Source organism: Bacillus sp. FSL E2-0195, from assembly GCF_038003645.1.
GTDB classification, from domain to species: domain Bacteria; phylum Bacillota; class Bacilli; order Bacillales; family Bacillaceae_G; genus Bacillus_A; species Bacillus_A mycoides.
Genome location: NZ_JBBOPN010000001.1, coordinates 3837410 through 3856754 on the forward strand (window position 1 = coordinate 3837410; position 19345 = coordinate 3856754).

23 protein-coding genes are annotated in these 19345 nt (G+C 35.5%); 5 read left to right on the forward strand and 18 right to left on the reverse strand.

All coding sequences use genetic code 11. The features are described from left to right. Positions 1–23: 23 nt before the first annotated feature. The 5 genes from MHH59_RS19600 to panE all read right to left on the reverse strand — a co-directional run bounded on the left by MHH59_RS19600 (position 24) and on the right by panE (position 6457). Positions 24–2174 carry a PASTA domain-containing penicillin-binding protein gene (locus MHH59_RS19600; protein ID WP_087995836.1) on the reverse strand — a complete coding sequence of 717 codons (2151 nt, stop codon included), beginning with the start codon at positions 2172–2174 and terminating at the stop codon, positions 24–26. Positions 2175–2196: 22 nt separating this feature from the next. Further along, a complete protein-coding gene (gene ftsL, locus MHH59_RS19605; RefSeq protein WP_002014745.1) occupies positions 2197–2559 on the reverse strand; it encodes a cell division protein FtsL in 363 nt (120 codons plus the stop codon). 15 nt (positions 2560–2574) lie between these two features. Then, entirely contained in the window at positions 2575–3507 is a 933-nt protein-coding gene (gene rsmH / locus MHH59_RS19610; RefSeq protein ID WP_002014746.1) for a 16S rRNA (cytosine(1402)-N(4))-methyltransferase RsmH, read from the reverse strand. 366 nt (positions 3508–3873) lie between these two features. Beyond that, the gene (gene bshC / locus MHH59_RS19615) at positions 3874–5490 is read right to left on the reverse strand and encodes a bacillithiol biosynthesis cysteine-adding enzyme BshC (RefSeq protein ID WP_002128861.1); all 1617 of its coding nucleotides are present in this window, start codon (positions 5488–5490) and stop codon (positions 3874–3876) included. Positions 5491–5569: 79 nt separating this feature from the next. Further along, positions 5570–6457, reverse strand: coding sequence for a 2-dehydropantoate 2-reductase (panE, locus tag MHH59_RS19620; protein WP_002128863.1), 888 nt, complete (start codon positions 6455–6457; stop codon positions 5570–5572). Positions 6458–6752: 295 nt separating this feature from the next. Here panE and MHH59_RS19625 point away from each other — a divergent pair, with 295 nt between their 5' ends. Further along, positions 6753–7226: an N-acetyltransferase gene (locus tag MHH59_RS19625; protein ID WP_002014751.1), complete on the forward strand. Its 474-nt coding sequence runs from the start codon at positions 6753–6755 to the stop codon at positions 7224–7226. A 33-nt stretch (positions 7227–7259) separates the two neighbouring features. Here MHH59_RS19625 and MHH59_RS19630 read toward each other — a convergent pair whose 3' ends face one another. The 3 genes from MHH59_RS19630 to MHH59_RS19640 form a co-directional block, all read right to left on the reverse strand. Further along, entirely contained in the window at positions 7260–7766 is a 507-nt protein-coding gene (locus MHH59_RS19630; RefSeq protein WP_002066865.1) for an RsfA family transcriptional regulator, read from the reverse strand. Between the two features lie 130 nt (positions 7767–7896). After that, positions 7897–8070: a 50S ribosomal protein L32 gene (gene rpmF, locus MHH59_RS19635; RefSeq protein ID WP_001984764.1), complete on the reverse strand. Its 174-nt coding sequence runs from the start codon at positions 8068–8070 to the stop codon at positions 7897–7899. A 61-nt stretch (positions 8071–8131) separates the two neighbouring features. Continuing rightward, positions 8132–8632: a YceD family protein gene (locus tag MHH59_RS19640; RefSeq protein WP_002014753.1), complete on the reverse strand. Its 501-nt coding sequence runs from the start codon at positions 8630–8632 to the stop codon at positions 8132–8134. 153 nt (positions 8633–8785) lie between these two features. Between MHH59_RS19640 and MHH59_RS19645 the strand changes: the two genes are divergently transcribed. Continuing rightward, the gene (locus MHH59_RS19645; RefSeq protein ID WP_164081469.1) at positions 8786–10027 is read left to right on the forward strand and encodes a nucleotidyltransferase; all 1242 of its coding nucleotides are present in this window, start codon (positions 8786–8788) and stop codon (positions 10025–10027) included. A 26-nt stretch (positions 10028–10053) separates the two neighbouring features. Here the strand turns inward: MHH59_RS19645 and MHH59_RS19650 are convergent, their stop codons facing one another. Both MHH59_RS19650 and MHH59_RS19655 read right to left on the reverse strand, forming a co-directional pair. Continuing rightward, a complete protein-coding gene (locus MHH59_RS19650) occupies positions 10054–11079 on the reverse strand; it encodes a SepM family pheromone-processing serine protease (RefSeq protein ID WP_078177799.1) in 1026 nt (341 codons plus the stop codon). Continuing rightward, a complete protein-coding gene (locus MHH59_RS19655) occupies positions 11072–11863 on the reverse strand; it encodes a patatin-like phospholipase family protein (RefSeq protein WP_002088284.1) in 792 nt (263 codons plus the stop codon). Before MHH59_RS19655 ends, MHH59_RS19650 begins: the two co-directional genes overlap by 8 nt. Before the next feature lie 112 nt (positions 11864–11975). On the opposite strand from MHH59_RS19655, the gene ylbJ reads away from it, so the two are divergent. Continuing rightward, on the forward strand, positions 11976–13205 hold the full coding sequence (ylbJ, locus tag MHH59_RS19660; RefSeq protein ID WP_078177798.1) for a sporulation integral membrane protein YlbJ: 1230 nt from the start codon (positions 11976–11978) through the stop codon (positions 13203–13205). On the opposite strand, the gene coaD is transcribed toward ylbJ, so the two are convergent. Together coaD and rsmD are read right to left on the reverse strand one after the other, a co-directional pair. Beyond that, positions 13197–13688: a pantetheine-phosphate adenylyltransferase gene (gene coaD, locus MHH59_RS19665; RefSeq protein ID WP_002128865.1), complete on the reverse strand. Its 492-nt coding sequence runs from the start codon at positions 13686–13688 to the stop codon at positions 13197–13199. The genes ylbJ and coaD overlap by 9 nt on opposite strands. Beyond that, on the reverse strand, positions 13685–14251 hold the full coding sequence (gene rsmD / locus MHH59_RS19670; RefSeq protein WP_340852164.1) for a 16S rRNA (guanine(966)-N(2))-methyltransferase RsmD: 567 nt from the start codon (positions 14249–14251) through the stop codon (positions 13685–13687). The genes coaD and rsmD overlap by 4 nt, the downstream gene beginning before the upstream one ends. Before the next feature lie 529 nt (positions 14252–14780). Here rsmD and MHH59_RS19675 point away from each other — a divergent pair. After that, positions 14781–15170, forward strand: a complete 390-nt coding sequence (locus MHH59_RS19675) for a DUF7147 family protein (protein WP_078177797.1) — start codon at positions 14781–14783, stop codon at positions 15168–15170. 55 nt (positions 15171–15225) lie between these two features. On the opposite strand, the gene MHH59_RS19680 is transcribed toward MHH59_RS19675, so the two are convergent. From MHH59_RS19680 to MHH59_RS19705, 6 genes are all read right to left on the reverse strand, one after another. Beyond that, positions 15226–15492 carry a YlbG family protein gene (locus tag MHH59_RS19680; RefSeq protein WP_002088292.1) on the reverse strand — a complete coding sequence of 89 codons (267 nt, stop codon included), beginning with the start codon at positions 15490–15492 and terminating at the stop codon, positions 15226–15228. Positions 15493–15619: 127 nt separating this feature from the next. Next, entirely contained in the window at positions 15620–16072 is a 453-nt protein-coding gene (locus tag MHH59_RS19685) for a YlbF family regulator (RefSeq protein ID WP_002128868.1), read from the reverse strand. Positions 16073–16188: 116 nt separating this feature from the next. Next, positions 16189–16761, reverse strand: coding sequence for a histidine phosphatase family protein (locus MHH59_RS19690; protein ID WP_002014767.1), 573 nt, complete (start codon positions 16759–16761; stop codon positions 16189–16191). 77 nt (positions 16762–16838) lie between these two features. Beyond that, the gene (locus tag MHH59_RS19695) at positions 16839–17084 is read right to left on the reverse strand and encodes a YlbE-like family protein (RefSeq protein ID WP_002014770.1); all 246 of its coding nucleotides are present in this window, start codon (positions 17082–17084) and stop codon (positions 16839–16841) included. An 11-nt stretch (positions 17085–17095) separates the two neighbouring features. After that, positions 17096–17533: a YlbD family protein gene (locus tag MHH59_RS19700; protein ID WP_340852166.1), complete on the reverse strand. Its 438-nt coding sequence runs from the start codon at positions 17531–17533 to the stop codon at positions 17096–17098. Positions 17534–17707: 174 nt separating this feature from the next. Then, positions 17708–18742: a CAP domain-containing protein gene (locus MHH59_RS19705; RefSeq protein WP_002088298.1), complete on the reverse strand. Its 1035-nt coding sequence runs from the start codon at positions 18740–18742 to the stop codon at positions 17708–17710. Positions 18743–18950: 208 nt separating this feature from the next. On the opposite strand from MHH59_RS19705, the gene MHH59_RS19710 reads away from it, so the two are divergent. After that, positions 18951–19316, forward strand: a complete 366-nt coding sequence (locus tag MHH59_RS19710) for a YugN family protein (RefSeq protein ID WP_002014773.1) — start codon at positions 18951–18953, stop codon at positions 19314–19316. Positions 19317–19345 lie beyond the last annotated feature (29 nt).

The window sequence follows — 19345 nt, forward strand, 5'->3', positions numbered from 1 at the left end:
TTAGAACTTCTTCCCTATTACCATTATGGCTTTTCTGCTTCTTGCTGCGGTTCAAGTGGTGGTACGAGTGTTACACCTAATTCTGTACCAGGTTGCAACAATGTCCCTTCCGCTACACTTTGCTCGGTTACATATCCTGTACCAGAAGGTTTTAAGTTAAGCTTTAATGTTTTTGCTAAATTCATAACATCACGCAGTGCCCATCCCTGTATATTTGGCATTGTAGGCTTATCTCCTACTAAGAAGACTCGATCACCCTTTAATGTTTGTTCAGTTGCTTTTGGCACTTGCTGCTGCACTTTACCTTCACCTAATACGATTGGACGAAGTTTTGCTTTATCAATTGTTTTTTTCGCTTCTTCCATCGTTTTTCCGGTTACATCTGGAACGACAGTTTGTTGTTCTTTCACATATTTTTTCGGGTCTTTTACTTCATTCGGCTTAATCTTTAAATACTCTAAGCTATTTTTCGTTACATATTTAAAGATATCTGCTAAAGGTTTAGCCCCGTTTTCATCATCTTTTAATTTTGGTTGTTTAACGGACACATACACAACAAGTTGCGGATCGTCCATCGGTGCCATACCTAAGAATGAGAATATATAATTCTCTCTTCCCGTCATATAGCCACCTTTCCCGTCAGGAATTTGTGCTGTACCTGTTTTCCCCCCGACTGAGTACCCATCAACTTTATATGCAGTTCCTGTTCCTTTCGGTGATGTAACAACACGTTCTAGTAATTGCCTTACTTGCGCTGCTGTCTCTTTGGAAACAGGTTTCCCTACTTCTTTTGGTTTATGCTCTAGCTGTACTTTACCTGTTATTGGATCCACAATTTTATCAATTGTATAAGGTTTCATCATTTTCCCATCATTTGCAATCGCTGTTGCAGCTTGTACAAGTTGAATTGGTGTAACTGTAGAACCTTGTCCAAACGCTGTTGTTACTTGTTGTATTTGTTGATCAAATAAAATTGTATTTGACCCTTCACCAGATAAATCAATGTTTGTTTTTTCATCTAATCCAAAACTGTGAATATATTTTCGAAAACGCTCTGGACCAAGTTTTTGATCCCCTAAAATTGCGAACGCTACGTTTGAAGATCGCTCTACCCCTTCATCAAAAGTAATAGAACCCCATCCGGCGCCGCCGTTATGATCTTTTATTTTGCGATTACCAACTTGATATGTACCAGACTGATAAAAGTCTTGCCCATTGTATACACCTTCATTAATGGCCGCCGCTAATGTGAAAATTTTCATTGTTGATCCCGGTTCAAACGCATTTGCAATGGCGTCGTTGAAGAAATATTTAATTTGACGATCATTAGGATCATAACTAGGTTTACTAGACATCGCTAATATTTTCCCTGTCTTCGGATCCGCAACAATCCCTATTAAATTTTCTGGTTCATAATGTTTACTCGCTTCTTTCATTGCGTCTTCTAAATAACTTTGAATACGTTGATCAAGCGTTAAATACACATTATCTCCATTTTTAGGTGCCTTTACATTCACTTTCCCACCGTCAAGAGATACTCCTTTACGGTCACCTGTATAAGCTACCTCACCATTAGAAGCACCTAAATATTTATCCAAACTCTTTTCTAAGCCAAATTGACCGACTGAGATTCCATTTTCATCAGGTTTCGCATGACCTATGACGTAAGATGCAAAATCACCGTTTGGATAAACTCTCGCATTTTCGGTAATAAAAGATATTCCCGGCAATTTCAATGCTTCTATTTGTTCTTTCTTTTCTTTCGTCAAGTCCTTACCCAATGTTCCAAATTCCACTTGACTTTTGCCTTCTTTATTTAAAGTAGCTAAAATTTTATCTTCATCTTTTCCGAGTACTCCTGCGATTTTCTTTGCAGTATCCTCTTTATCCTTAACGGCGTTAGCCCCTTTTAACTCGGCTACAAGTTTATAAGAATTTGCATCTTGCGCTAGGACATGACCATTTTGATCATAAATTGTTCCTCGATTCGCTTCGAGAACTCCCTTTTTACTATGTTTCTGCTCAGCAAGTTTTTTCAAATCATGATTGTCCACTGTTCCTGTTGCTTGTATGTAAAAAAATCGGGCTAATAACAGCAAAAAGAGCAGGAGGAAAAATATCATAAAATAACCTGCTCCCTTATTGGTATGAAATTTGGTCATATTTCTCTTCATCTTTTCTTCACACCTATTTGCCTTACTTTAGGCCTTTCACATTATTCGCATTAATTTCTAGCCCGTGTTTTTTTGCAACTTCAGCGATACGTTCATAACGACTTAACTTTTCTACTTCAGCCTGCAATTCTTGATTTTCCTTTTGTTTTTTCACAATTTGTTCTTCTATCGTCGCTGCTTCTACATTAACTTGATATAGACCCGCTTTATTCCCAATAAAAGCTACACAAGCATATAATAAAAATCCAATAAACGTTACGTACAATAGCTTTTCAATTCTTGTAATTTTCGTTTTAACTTTTGGCTTAACCATCTGCTGTGGCGGCGCTTGAATTTGTACCTCTTCTTGCGCCTGTTGTTTATACTTTACAGCTAAATTAGTCATACCTCTCTCTCCTTTTTATCGTTTTTCAGCGATTCTCAACTTCGCAGAACGCGCTCGATTATTTTCTTCTAATTCAATGTCAGAAGGTAAAATCGGTTTCCTTGTAATAAGCTTTAATTTCGGCTTAAATTCATCCGGAATAATCGGTAGTCCCTGTGGTAATTGCGGCGTTGTGCTATTTCGCTTAAACGTCGTTTTACAAATACGATCTTCTAAAGAATGGAATGTTATAACACTAACTCTTCCACCAGGCTTGACCATATCAATTGCAGATTCCAACGCCTCTTCAAATACTTTTAATTCATCATTTACAGCAATACGAATCGCTTGAAATACTCGCTTCGCAGGATGTCCACCTGTTCTACGTGCCGGAGCTGGAATACCTTCTTTAATTAATTCCACTAATTCTCCTGTCGTTTCAATAGCCTTATTCTCGCGATAAGCTTCAATTTTCCTTGTTATTTGCTTTGAAAATTTTTCTTCTCCGTATTGGAAGAAAATTCTTACGAGTTGTTCATATGACCAGCTGTTCACAACATCATATGCTGTTAATGGGGCATCTTGATCCATCCGCATATCTAACGGTGCATCATGATGATAACTAAAGCCACGCTCTGGTGTATCTAATTGTGGGGATGAAACACCTAAATCGAATAAAATCCCGTCTACTTCTGTGATACCTAATTCATGTAGTTTTTCAGATAAATAACGGAAGTTGCTCTTCACTGTTACAAATTGTTCACCATAAGAAGAAAATTTTTCCTTCGCATTTTGAATCGCTATTTCATCTTGATCAAATGCTATTAACTTTCCACCATCTGTTAGCTGAGATAATAAATAAGAACTATGTCCTCCTCCACCCAGTGTACAATCTACATATGTACCACTCGGTTTTATATCTAAGCCATCTACTGTTTCTTTCAAAAGTACTGTTACGTGTTTGAACATTGCTGCACCTACTCTTTTTCCAATTAATTATGTTAAATACATTTCTCACTCTACAAACACAATTTACTACTAGAGGATGAAATGCTACTAAAGAACGACTCATTTAACTTCCAACAAGGTAGTACGCTATACAAATCGCTATTTTATTTTATTATATACTAAATTTTATCATTTTTTGCGGGAATTTAAACAAAAACCTGTCGAAAAAGATATTAATCCGTTTACATTTTGTGCTATTTTGTCATATATATATACCTGATACATAGCGATTCATTACATTAACACAAGATGGATAATTCAGAAATATTTCACTTCACAGTTAATTCAACAGAATAAAAATAAAATCCTGCTCAAAAGAGCAAGATTCTATAGTTTTATTACATGATGTTTTCCATCCCACGAAAAAGATTGTTCCATTACCCGGTCAACAAAATCAAGGCCGAACTGATTTAAATAATAACACACATTCCACACACGTTCTTGCGGTGCTCCTAATGGACGAAGCGCGAATTGTAAACGGCGGAATTTATTCAGTTGAACCTCATGTTTCTTCTCAACATTTCTTTTCAACATTTTTTCTAACAGTTCAATTTGCTCATTAATTTTCAGTTCATTTTTCCCCGCAAACTCATTTAACCCTGGATCTATTTTTTTCACGAATTGTTGTAATGATGTATGAATATCCATTATTTCTTTTTTCGCTTCTATAAATCGCTCGTCTATCGGTTCCTCTATTTGATTAGAAAGCCAATTGTCACGCAGATTATCTATATTATTTAGAAATGGATCAATTTCTTGCAAATCTAAATCATATAAATCTGTCGCTATATCTCGCTCCATATAAGTAATTGTAAGCCGCGGAACAACAGGTGGCATTTGGAAACCTGCCGTATGAAACACTTGTTGCAATTCACTCCAATAAGCTAACTCCCCTGGACCGCCAATAAACGCTAACGTAGGAAACACATATTCTTGCATAAGAGGGCGCGTTACAACATTATTACTAAAACGTTCTGGACTTCTTTCCATCTCTTCCATCAATTCTTCATACGAAAATGAATGCACTCCATCTTTTCCAATAAACTTCCCTTGATTCTCTTCAAGCAATACTCGCTCATTATCAATTTCCATAAATATATGCACTGCATTTGTCTTCGTTTCAATAATCGGTTTAAATCCTAATTCCTTAAGTACTTCCTGTTGATTACGAAGCCCTACTTGAATTTCTTTATATTTACTTATAATTTGTTGTAAAAACGGCACTTCTAATTTTCTTAATGCAGGATGATGTGAATCTACAAGAATTAAACCAGAATTTGCGAACATTTTCGTAATAAGGTGCGCAAAGAAATCTACATATGTATGCGATTTACCTAAAGCATCATCAACAAATTGTAATACATCCTTTGTAAAATTCGTTTCCGGATATGTTTTAAAAATCTCTTCGACCCATTTTCTACAGTCTTCAATAGAAAACTCAGACTCAGAAGCACTCGCCTTTTTCGGATAACGATCATGAAAAATGGTCTTTTTTATTTTTTTATTTTTCGTTACAAATGTATGATTAATTTCATCCATATCATGGTCTTCACCAGCAATCCAAAAGACAGGAACAACCCGAACCCCTAAGCTCTCTTCTTTTTCTTTTGCAAGCTGTAAAATTGAAATGATCTTATGAACTGTATAAAGCGGACCAGTTAATAACCCAGCTTGTTGTCCAGCTATAACTACATATGTATTTTCATCTTCAAGCGCTTTTATATTTTGAATTGTAAATTCTCCCGCTTGCAATTGTGTATTATATTCTAATAAATGCGTTACTAAATCTTGACGGAAAAACTCTCTCTCACGTAAATCATGTAAACGCTGTTTAAAAGCATCCTCTGTTAACAGATAATCAAAACATGACTGTATCTCTTTTTTACCGTTCATATAGTCCGCTACAACACCTTGTAGTGGAACAGAGATTTCTTTTATCTCCATATAATTCTTCCTTTCGTATCCTGTTCTCTCACCAACCCACATTGTATTCAATGTTTCACGTAAAAGCAAAGAAAAACACTTATAATTCCATTCCTTTTATTGCATTGAACAAAAATCGAAGTGTCGGAACAGATTGTTGTTGTTCCTTAGCTTCTTCTAATACATATCCAACAATCGCGTTAACTTCCGTTTGTCTATTCGCTCTTACGTCCGCTAACATAGATGAAGTATTATGGGATGTTTTTTCACATACTTGGCATACCATTTTCCATAGCATTTCCTTATCTTCTTCTTTAACAAGAAATGCAACTTCCTGAAATACTTGCTCCATCATTTGATAAAAAAGCGGGTTTGAAATTAACTCCCCGTTCTCAACCCGCAATAATGCCGTCAACGGATTAATACATACATTGACTACTAATTTATTACGCATAATCCCCTTCCAATCATCTTCTATCTGAATCGGAAAATAATCAAAAGGAAAACAATTAAATACCTTTTTAAAACAACTAGATTGACCACGCACTACACCAAACTTTGTAACACCTATTCCAGTATGACGAACTGTATGTCCATCCTCTTTTTTTGCACCATGCTCCACAATCCCGACTGCTATACGTTCATTTCCTATTTTTTGCATAACGTGAAGATGTGACATTCCATTTTGCAAAAAGATTAATGACGATTCTCCCTGCACAAAAGGTAATATATCAGTTACATGATATTGCTTTACAGCAATAAATGTATAATCTAACTGTTTATCCAGCATACTTTCTATCGGTAAAATAGATGGAAATACCGTTTCACGTTCTCCATTCCTAATACAAGTTACACCCGTTAAGTTTAATTCTTCTGCTTGCTTATCGTTTCTTGTAAACAACGTAACATCTTGATTACTTTTTTGTAAATAAAATGTATATAGGAGACCAATAGCTCCCGGTCCAACAATTCCAATTTTCATCTTCACACAAAGAACTCATATTAACAAGTGATATAAGTTCCCTTGCCTTTCCCCCTTTATATCTTATTAAATTACAATTACATAGTTGAGGATTCAATTATCTTTTAACAAATGCAACCTCTTCTTTCACTACGTATATACTACCTATATACATAGTTCTATTCTTAGTTTAGCAAATCCTCAAAAAAATAATGAAAGAAATATTCTATCTTCTTCATAAAAATTTAAAAATGAGTTATAATATTATTATAAATATTTTAACTTTTCTGCATTCAACAAGATAAGAAAAGGACGTGATGTAATGGGATTCCCAAAAGTTGAACGCTTGCTCATCAATTATAAAACATTAGATGAATTTAAAAAGTTTAAAGGGTGCGGAGCTCAAGAACTATCCATGTTGGAAGAATTACAAGCAAACATTATTGAAAATGATAGTGAGTCTCCATTTTACGGTATTTATTATGGTGGATCGCTAATCGCACGTATGAGTCTATATATGAAAAGGAACGGTGGAGAACCATTTGAAATTACAGGTACTTACCTAGAACTTTATAAACTTGAAGTATTGCCGACTTTTCAAAAACAAGGATTCGGACAAATGCTTGTTAATTATGCGAAACAACTACAATTCCCAATTAAAACGATAGCACGTATCCAGTCATCTGGTTTTTGGGATAAATTAAGTTTCCAGCCAGTATCAGTAACTGATGGTGATTTTTATATTTGGCATCCAGAAACAAATTCGAATGCGATTACAAACGAAGAATCTGCATAAGAAACAAAAAAAACAGCTGTTACGCAGCTGTTTTTATTTCTTTAATTTTTCTAATTCTCCATTCGAGCGAGCGCCATTTCTTTCCGCTACCATTACACTTCTTTTTTGATCGATATAATCAAGTAATGTTCTATATTCTTCCTCATATACTGATAATCGCTCCAGAAGACGTTCTTTCTCTGTTTGTAACGATTCAATTTGTTGTTGCAACACCATTAAAGAGCTTTCATCTTTATAATTTCGCAAGAATTCAATAACATCATTCAATGTAATTGATGTAGGCTCTAATACCTTTGTCTCTTTCACTTCATAATTTTCTACTTTACGAAGTTGCTTTGCTTCTTCAATACGTTCTTTGTATTGCTTTCTAACATAAGAATTCCACCTAAATCCACATGCTGCTGGTGTGCGAGACAAATGTCTCCCCACTTCTTTAAAGGCAGAAAGTTGCGTTCCACCTTCTTGAATATGCCGGAGTACTACTTCTGCCAGAAGCAAATCTTCATCATCAGTCCAAGCATCTTGTCTTGTTGTCGCCATCTCTCTAGTCCTCCCTATGCATTTTTTATTAAGCATATGCAGTTACTAGAAAAGATAGAATACAACAAATAAAGAATAAGACAAAAAAAAATAAACGTAGAAGATATCTTCTACGTTTATTTTCCCGCAATTACTTGCTGATTACTTCTTTACCTTTGTAAGTACCGCATGCTTTACATACACGGTGAGCTAATTTCGCTTCACCACAGCTTGGGCACTCTACCATACCAGGTACTGATAATTTGAAATGCGTACGACGCTTTCTTTTTACTGTTTTAGAAGTTCTTCTAAAAGGTACAGCCATTCTTCCCACCTCCTTAAAAGAAATAGTTATTTTCATATGAAGGCCTAAACCAGTCTTCCGATTATTTGTCAAAAAACTTTGCAAGTCCTGCTAATCGTGGATCAACAGTCTTTTCTTTGTTTTCTTCCGAAATCACTTGCCAGTCTTGACCTTGCATCGGTGCTCCACCAGAAACATCATCACTGAAAATTTGCATTGGAATCTCCAAAAGTATATTTTCCTTGATTACGGGCAGTAAGTCAAGTACTTCTCCTTCTAAACAATGAATTTCAGCTTCTGTTTCAAATTCTTCTTCCGAAGTTTGGAACACCTCAGTTGTTTTAATGTCAAATGGTAATGTCACATCTACTAAAGAGCGAGAACATGGTAAAACCATGCTTCCAGTTATATGTAGATGAAACGTAAACTTACCGGAGCCAAAATCAACTCTTCCTGTTACATGAGCAGGATTAATTTCACGAATATCTTTCTCGACCTCTTTTAGTTCACTTACATCTACCATTTCATTTAATGTCAATCCTTTATTTCTCAATTTATTCAATTGATGGATGGACCATTTCATATCATATCACCTCAAGGCAACAAACAAAATTATAGCTAGCCATTTTATATTTGTCAATGTTTTTTCTTTACACTATAATGAAGTCATCATAGGAAATAATATATAGACTATCACGTTTTCCAAAAAGATGCTACATCGAAAGGAGAGATTACCATAAAATCCAGTGGTATTGTTGTTGAATATAACCCTTTTCATAACGGTCATGCTTATCATGTGCAACAAACAAAAAAGTTAACACAGTCTGATATTATTATCGCCGTTATGAGTGGTCCTTTTTTGCAGCGTGGTGAGCCCGCACTCATCTCCAAATGGTATCGTACCAAAATGGCCTTAACAAACGGCGTAGACCTCGTTGTAGAGCTTCCATATGCATTCGCAACACAAAAGGCCGAAACTTTCGCAAATGGCGCAATTTCGATTTTAAACGCCCTTGGTGTTTCTGAAATTTGTTTCGGTAGTGAAGATGGACAAGCTGAAAATTTCTACAATACCATCGCTATACAAAAAAATGAAGAAGAGACTTTTAATCGTCTTGTGAAGCAATTTATGAATGCAGGTAATAGTTATGCAAAAGCTACATCTGAAGCCTTTCTACACATCTTACCACCCGAAAAAAACGTAGATATGTCACAACCAAATAACATTTTAGGCTTACAGTACATTAAAGCAATTCTCTTACAAAACAGTTCGATGCAAGCACAAACTATAAAAAGATTCGCCTCTCATTATCATGATGAAACATTTCACGATCAACATATTGCAAGTGCAACAAGTATTCGCAAACAGCTATTTAATGAAAACAGTTCCTCTACAACTATTGAGCCTTTTATCCCGAAAATGACTGCTTCTCTTTTAGAAAACTACAAGCAAAACTACGGGACGTTACATAACTGGGAAAAATACTTTTCATTTTTTAAATACAAACTTATGACGATGTCTTCAGAGGACTTACAACATATATATGAAATGGAAGAAGGTTTAGAGCATCGTATTTTATCAAAAATACAAAACAGTTCATCTTTCTATTCATTCATGGAAGCATTAAAAACAAAACGTTATACATGGACTAGATTGCAAAGAGCTTGTACACATATTTTAACAAATACAACGAAGGAAGAAATACACAAAGCAAATATAGAGCAACATGCGCCGTATATCCGTCTTCTCGGAATGTCACAAAAAGGACAAACTTATCTTTCTAGAAATAAGAAAAAAATAGAACTCCCAATCCTTACTCATACAAAAACATTCGAACATCCAACTTTAGATATAGAACGAAAATCAAATGCTGTATATTTCTCCATAATGCAAGAACCTTTGCGGACACAACTGCTAAAACAAGACGCAACGCATCATCCAATTCGTTATGATGAAATAACGAAAAAATTCCTATAAGAAAAACCTCTCTTCTTCAGAGAGGTTTACTTTGTTTTACCCATTTTTTCCAAATAAGTTAATGCATCATCCAGTGTGTCCACCGGTACAATTTTCATCTTCGTTTTAATATCTTTCGCAGCTTCAAGAGCATCTTTATAATTCGATTTCTCTACACCTTTTTCATTTGGCGCAAAAAACACTTCAGCTCCCGCATCACTAGCAGCTACTACTTTTTGCTGAATACCACCAATTGGACCAATTTCTCCTTTATCATTGATTGTACCTGTTCCAGCTATTTCATGTCCGTTTGTTAAATCTTCTTCAACGAGCTGATTATAAATTTCTAGTGTAAACATTAACCCCGCTGATGGACCGCCTATTTCATGGGAATCGATTTTCACTTTCGGATCTACTACTAACTCTCTTTCTGTAACGATAGAGACCCCTATACCGACGCGTCCATTCCCATTAGGGATCGTCTTTACATTTAAATTTTCTTTAAACTGTTTTCCACCCCGCTTGTATTCAATATTTACTGTGTCCCCTTCTTTTTTCCCTGTCATATACTCAATAAATTGTTCCGTCTTGTCGAATATTTTTCCATCGACAGCTATAATAACATCTCCAAGCTTAAGCTTTCCCTCTGACGGCATACCCTTTGCTACACCAGCAACCAGTACACCTTTATTTTCAAAAGAAACAGAGCGTTTTGCACGCTTATAAGCATTATAGATTGCTGCATTTTGCGAATCTTTCATTGCATAATTTTGGCGAAATTGATATTCTTCATCACTCTCGCCTTTTTGCAATATTTCTTCCGCCTTCGAAACGTGTGTATATTTATTAAATTGCGCGGCTATTAAGTTCACCACATTAGCAGGTCCCATTGAGACAGTGACAAGCATGAAATCGCCAGACTCTTTAGTTCCACCGTCAACTTGCACGTACGGCGCTAATTTCGCGGCCATACCTGGTTTTGTCACATAATACGGCAAGCGCACATAAACAAGTAGCATCGCCAATATAACCCCTATTAAAATTGCATATATAAACCGAAAACGCTTAAACATTATGTTTCTCCTTCCACTGCTCAATTAGTAAATAAATGTTTGAAATATGTTTTTCCGCTTCCACTTCTCCGACCCTAATAATGTCTTCAATATGTGTAAAAGCACGCGAACTAAATTGTTCCACTGCTGGCCGCATCATTAAATCTGATGCTATTTGCCGATTCATCACAAGTTCATGTTGCATAATTTCAATACTTTGCATAATTACATCATAAATCGATGTAACCTCTCCATTCACCTTAATTGGAGATACATCAACAGCAATAACAATATCAGCACCTAAATCTTTTACAACCGATACTGGAATACGGTCAATTACCCCTCCATCCACTAATAAGCGGCCATCTATTTTTTCTGGAACAAACACCCCTGGTACAGATATACTAGCTCGAACCGCCTCCGCAATCGGACCACTTGTAAAAACAACTTTCTCCCCCTTCAAAATGTCAGTAGCCACAACAGCTGTCGGGATATCTAACTCTTCTAAATTTTTATTATATGTAAACATTTTAATCATATCTTTAATACGTTTTCCAGCAATAAATCCCATTTTAGGAACTGTAAAATCCAAATAATATTTCCTTTTGAAAACAGCTGCCAATTTATACAGTCTTTCAACGTTACAACTCGCTGCATAAAATGTACCAATTAATGCCCCTATACTACTACCTGCTATCATGTGAATAGGGATGCCAGCTTCCCTCAACACTTTTATTACCCCTATGTGAGCAAAACCTTTTGCACCTCCGGATCCAAGCGCTAAACCGATTTTTGGTTCCTTCATTTTTCTCACCCTTTAATTTTTTTCATTCCTTTTTCATACTTATGGTCTAAATTCACCACATATCCACGTATACTGAAATGAACGTTTTTGGGACAAAGGGGGATTTTCTTACATGTACGAAAAATGGAAAACTGCTTTTCTTACCATATCAATGTTATTTTTAACCTTTTCTCTTGTACTTCACCCCCAAGATGCTTTGCAAGCTTCAATTCGCGGGTTAAATATATGGTGGGAAGTTGTATTCCCTTCACTACTACCGTTTTTCATCATTGCGGAACTTCTAATCAGTATTGGTATTGTAAAATTTATCGGTGTTATATTAGAACCACTAATGCGTCCACTGTTTCGTGTTCCAGGGGTAGGCGGATTTGTTTGGGCAATGGGAATGGCTTCAGGATTCCCCGCTGGCGCCAAATTAAGCGCTAGACTACGCAAGAGCAATCAACTAACACAAATTGAAGCGGAACGACTCGTATCTTTCACAAATTCTTCTAATCCACTTTTTATTTTCGGAGCGGTTTCTATTGGTTTTTTCAATAATCCGAAATTAGGACTCGTATTAGCAGCAGCACATTATATAAGTAACTTTATCGTCGGATTACTTATGCGCTTTTATGGTAATAACGATACTTACATAAAAGACAAACATACGAATCAAAAGCGTGCCTTTCAAAACCCTTTTTCCATCCTCCACCAAACACGTATGCAAGAAAAAAGACCAATCGGAAAACTACTCGGTGACGCTATCGTTTCTTCTATTCAAACATTGCTCATGATTGGTGGGTTTATTATTTTATTCTCTGTTTTAAATAAAATGATTACTGTTTTCAAAATTACAGAAGCGCTTTCTTTTATTATGCAACATATTTTATCATTCTTCCAACTTACATCCCAATTTAGTATTCCGATATTATCCGGTATTTTTGAAATGACGCTTGGAAGCCAAATGATTAGTCAAATTAATGAATCAACACTTCTTCAACAAGCGATGGTAACAAGCTTCATTTTAGCATTTAGCGGTCTTTCTATTCAGGCACAAGTAGCAAGCATATTAGCGGAGACAGATATCCGCTTTAAACCATATTTTTTAGCTCGAATTATCCAAAGTATTCTCGCTCCTATTTTCACTTTTATATTTTGGGGACCATTTTATGAAAAAGTTCATTCTTTCTCGCCTACGCAAGAAGATCTTCCCGTATTTTTATTGAATCATTCTTATACACTAACTGATATTTGGACATCATTTATACACTACGGACCAATCTTCACCTTATTTTGTTTATATTTGTATGTCATCTTATTGCTTTTACGCATTCATAAAGAAAAACCCCGTTCACTTTAACGGGGTTTTAAACTTTTCTTTTAAAGCACGCTCTACAATCGGAGGAACAAGGTCTACTACACTCCCACCATATCTCGCAACTTCTTTCACAATACTTGAACTTAAAAATGAATATTGATTATTTGTCATAATGAAGAAAGTTTCGATATTTTCGTCTAATTTTCGATTCATTGAAGTAATTTGCATCTCATATTCAAAATCAGAAACTGCTCGCAAACCACGTAATATTGCATTTGCATTACGCATTTTTGCATATTCCACCAATAATCCACTATGTGAATCAACTTTTACATTCGGAATATCCTTTGTCGCCTCTCGAATTAACTCTAGGCGTTCTTCTACCGAAAAGAATGGTTTTTTTGATGAATTGTTTAAAACAACTACATATACTTCATCAAATACTTTTGCTCCCCTTTTAATAATATCCAAATGTCCAAGGGTAATTGGATCAAAACTCCCTGAAGAAATAGCTATACTTGTCATTCTGTCCCCTCACCTTCATACTTATAAATCGAAATTGCTGTAATCCCGTAGTTTTCTGCCCGTACTTTTACAAGCTCTCCTATAGAATCAGGTAAAACCACGTCATCCCCATGCTCTGCCATAATGATGCCATCTTTATTTAACAATCCATGTTGATCCATTACACTAACTAAAGACACAATTTTTTGAGCTTTATATGGAGGGTCTATTAGTATAAGATCGAATGATATTTCACGCTTTATAAGCGCCTTTACCGCACGCTCTGCATCATTTCGGTACACTTCAGCTTGTTCTTGTAGTCTACAGCTTTCTAAATTTTTATGAATGACTTTTATTGCTTTACTATCTCGGTCAACAAAAATCGCTTTATCAATCCCTCTACTTATGGCCTCAATTCCAAGACCACCGCTACCACCAAATAAATCAAGAGCGATACCACCATCATAATAAGGACCTATCATATTAAAAATAGATTCTTTCACTTTATCTGTCGTTGGACGCGTTGTATTACCAGGTACCGCTTTAAGTGGGTGCCCTTTACATTTTCCTGAAACTACTCTCATCTGTTGTCACTACCTTTATTTCAATCTATAGAGCGATTACAGCAAATTCATTTCAATTCGGTAACCGCTACCGATTCATACTATTTCATACATTTTTTCATTAATCTGTTATTTAACTAATTGAAAACCTCAGTTAAAATAATCGCTCGCTATTTCTTTCATATCCATTTCACTATTTGCAAGCAACAACCCTCTATGTACATCAGTTCCACTTTACCTTTTTTATCCTATCATAAAATAAAAAAAAGAAAAATAAAAAGCCTAACATAAATTTTAATTTCATTATGTATATCTTCATTTTAGATTGGACATAAATAAATATAACAACATCATTTTCGATGTTGTTGCCAACCGCGGAGAAGACTTACGTTTCCCCATAAGTTCTTCCTCCGGTTTCTCCTCTCCCTTTGCCTTCTTACTAGTAGTACATACTAGTATTAGAAGGGCCCTGCTTTGCAGGGTTTTTTTATTTGTCTACTTTTCATTTAAAAAGTCAGGTGGTACAGTAAAAGAAAGAGGAGGAAAAAATATGATTCAACGCTTTATAGAACTCGGAGAAGGCTACTCTGACTTATATGAATTACTTGAAATTGCCAAAACAAACCAAGAACGTGTAACACATATGTTACAATTCGAAACTGTAAAAAACGAAAAAAACGTGTGTTCACTTGTTGTAATACTAAAACCGACAACTACTGGTGATTTCCAACCATTATACATATGTCGTGAAGGCATTCCTGTACTTGAAAATAAAAAAAGTAAACGTGTCGTTTTATTTGAAGAAATGGCGGAACAAATAGGGAAAAAAGTTACTCCCTTTACTGTAAAACCATCAACAACTTTCCCTGAAAAAGAACTATTTTTTAATCATCTAATTGGTATTTTACGAATGAACAATTTCATTCCTCCAATGAAATAACACATTATTTCAAGTAAAAAAATCCCCTGCTAAATTTAGCAGGGGATTTTTTTACTTAGCTATAATCGTATTCTTTTGCCCGATCAGGACGCGAATTTTCGAATTCCGTTTTTAAAAATGGGCGATACGACTGTTCTACTTTTTTTACAAAAGGAAGTTTATTCAATTTTTGCATCATATGCTCAATTTGTTCCATATCACAATATACAACGGCATATTTCAAACGTTTTGATATGTAATGAATGTTACCATATTTCCTTAAAATCTTGGCATGTTTCAATGAATGTAAATAAACAATCATACTTTGTCGTTGCCCGAACATAATCTTCTCCATCTTCTCCTTTTAAAAACTTATATTCTTATATTTTATGAAAACCAATCATAAATTTATGACATTAAAGAACAAACTCTGTATACGTTTTCTTCTATATTCTAAAAAACGGGGTAAATTACCCCGTTTTTTTACAACCACAACCGCCTCCGGTACCACAACCACCGCCACAGCCACCCGCATCAAAAAACGGATTTCCTGTTGGAACTTTAACGGAAGAAGACACCTCAGAACCAATTGCTACACTAACTTCATCTAATAACTTCTGTAAAGTTGTTTCTGCTCTTTTAAAGGTCGCAACCTTATCATGCATATCTACAGAACGCTTTAATTCCCTCATTTTCGTCGAAACGAAAGTATAATCAGGATGATATTTACCAAAACGTTGCACTTCTTCGTATCGCTCTTTCATCGCTGTAAATTGCTGAATTAGCGTCTGAACTTCTATATCTTCTTGTAAATCCTTATAATACTTACGGTAATCTTCTGCTATATCTGAACAGATGATCGCTTTTGCAAGCTGCTCTGCCTTATCTAAAATCAATACGCTTTCCAGCGTCGCTACAATCATGAGAGACACCTCCGAGTATTCATCATAACACATTTGGAACAGAACTACTAATTGAAGTGTCTCACCTAAAAGAAAGATATGATTCTAATTACTTTTCATACAATCTCCTTGCACTCTTATACACTAATATGCTCCGCAATATTATATTTAAGAACATCCCATTTCCCGCTATTCTCTTTCACGTAGCTAATACATGCGTTTTTTAACGGCGTTTTAAATGTAATTTCATTTGGTGCAATTGCGTGTAAAATAGCTTTTATTGCATGTGAATGCGCAACAATGATAATACGTTTATCTCCATGTGCTGCTGCAACCTGTTGTAAAGCCGTAAAACAGCGCTCTACAATTTCTTCATCCTGCTCCATTCCTTCTACATTACCTTCTGTAATTAACTCTCTAACGGCCGCAACTGGTTTCCCAGAAGCTTCGCCAAAATTACGTTCCATAAATCGCTCATCTAATAAAATAGATGGTAATCCAATAGCCCCAGCAATTTCCTTAGCTGTTTCTTGCGCTCTAATTAACGGGCTACTTATAATTATATCCCACGATTCCGCTTGCAAGGCAGCTGCACTTTGACTCGCTTGCTTCTTCCCAACTTCATTGAGTGGAATATCTTCGCGCCCTTGAATAATCTCTTGAAAGTTCCAATCAGTTTGTCCATGTCGTACTAAACAAATTTCCGTCATGCTGCAACTCCTTTTTTAAATAATCCGATTCTATTGTAACAAAAGTTTTGCATAACGGACATAGTTTTCCCTTCCAATTACGTCGTATTTTGCTGCTTCATATACTGGAACATATCAATCATAATTGAAGCAACGGCCAATTGATTTTGAAATTTTTCCACTTTATCTGGTATCGTTTTTTTGAAATGCTGCATGGCAGCTAACTCAAAAGCTTCTTTTTCTTCTGGGTTACGCGTCAATTTCCGGTACCAGTATGGCTGTTCTCGAATATAGCGAGCTAAATCCTCATCAGCTTTTATAAACTCCATAAGCTCTGCTCTCATTCTCTTTCCCCCTAATCCTTTTGAAAGAAAAAAGGATTATTTTCAGAAGTACTTTGTTCTTGCTGCGCACGGTTTCCTTGAAATTGTTGAATAACTTGTTGCACGCTACCAATCGCACTCGTTACATTTGCTAAATGATGTTGCATTTGTTCTACGTCTAGCTTTTTAAAGAAAGAAAGCATTTGCCCCATCACATCAGCAGTTTTTTCCTCTTCTGTTCGATTTTCTTTTTCTTCTTTATTTTCTTTTACCGAAGAAAAAGCAGGTGCTCCATCAGGTCTATATGCTGTCCATATTTGATCTTCTTCACCAAGTAAGTACCATTCTTCATAAAATTGCTGCCAATTTTTTTGACCACTTCTAACCTCATGAACCATTTTAGGGTGATGGTTTACAAACTCTTTAAACTGTTGAACCGATGGATGTAACGGCCCTTTTGTTGTTGGCATAATCCTCACCTCTTCATGTATATCTACTATATTGTAAGAAAAAAAAGGCACATGGTTCGCCTATTTTTAGACGATTCATGCACCTTTTTACCTTCCTATTTGTGGACAGTTAAAGCCCGATTGGTGAAGGCTAATAATCATTGAAGGATGCCCTCCACTGATTAAAGTTTCATTTTATTTTCGGATAAAGTTTTGAGTATAAAATTTATCATATACCCCAACACCTAATCCAGTAAATTGCTCATTTAATAAATTCTTTCTGTGACCCTCACTATTTAACCAACCTTGTACCGCCGCAATTCCATCGCTATGTTGCGCCGCTATATTCTCACCAGCAAGTTGAAAAGCCACTTGCCCACGTTGCAAGCGATCTCCTAACGTACCAAAAGTAGGTGAATCGTGTGAAAAATAATTATTATCCTTCATATCTTTACTATGGCCAAATGCAACATCTGCAGTTTGTTGATCCAACGTTAACAACGGTAATTGATGACGACTCCGAATAATATTTGTTAAATCGAGAATTTGTTGCATATTTCCATTTTCTACTTGCTTCATTTTTTCTGGCGTCAGCGGCTGTTCCGCTATTAATTCACCTGAATAAACAAGTTGATATGGTCTTTGTCGTAATAGCGTTTCATCATCCATATAACGAAGACCAACAAGCTCATGTGTAAAGTGATCAAAGTATAATTGTGCCCATCCATCTTCTACAGGTACTAGCGGTTGTTCCATTACTTCCGTATCAGATAACTCAAATTGATAACTATTCTTTCCTCTTTTTAATGAAATCTCATGTGAAAGTGGATTCTTTTTATATACCTCTTCATACTTTTCATTTATATAATAGGGAGCCACCTTAACTTGCTCACCAGCAACATACGCCGTTACAACTTTACGTTCAGCAACTCCAAATTGAACATACTGAGCTAAATCTTGATTATACACCCACCATTCATATCCATAAGCAGACGGCTCTATTCGAGATGGTTCGCCCCACTTCGCTAATAAATTCTCAGAGTCCCCACCGATCATATTTAAAACAGTGTCTGTGGATTCTTCATTTACTTGCTTCTTCTTTTTCACAATTTTATTTTCTTGCTTAGAGTGAGATGGGGTTAATATATATTGTGACACGAGTAACTTCCCGTATAAATCAACAGCTAAAATTAAAAATGTAATCATTACGATACGCAATAATTTCTTCAAACGATATACCTCCTGAACAAAGCATAAAATCGAGATATACACAAATCCTTTTTTTTCCTTTTTTGTGTGTACCGTACTCTTTTCACTATATCATATTTTCACGAAAAAAGTCTGGATTATCCCTTTTCTCGCAATACGAATTGCACTTTCTTATTATTCGTACTATTATAAAAATAATGAACTAACATTAAAAATAAGGAGGTATTCTATGCAATTTACAAATACAAACTTTACTGATGCAGTCGTTGATCTAACTCTTTTAACTGAGATTATGGAAAACAATCATTTTGTACTTGCCGGACAATGGGATTACGAACGCGTTACATATGATTATAAATTTGAAATATTAAAGGATATTTATTATTTACGTGTACAAGGATTTGCTGTTGAAGGTGACATCGGCGGCAGACACGCTCAAGTAAAACTATTGCCACCCTTATTAGGAAAACATTATTATCCTCATGGCGTTGAATATGGCGATGATGAGATTTTTCCAACGAATGTACTTCAAAAAAGCGAACAACTCCTACAAAATATTGAAAAAGAGTTAAAAGAATTTCAAATTATTGAATAACAAAAAAACTAGCGCATTAACACGATGCG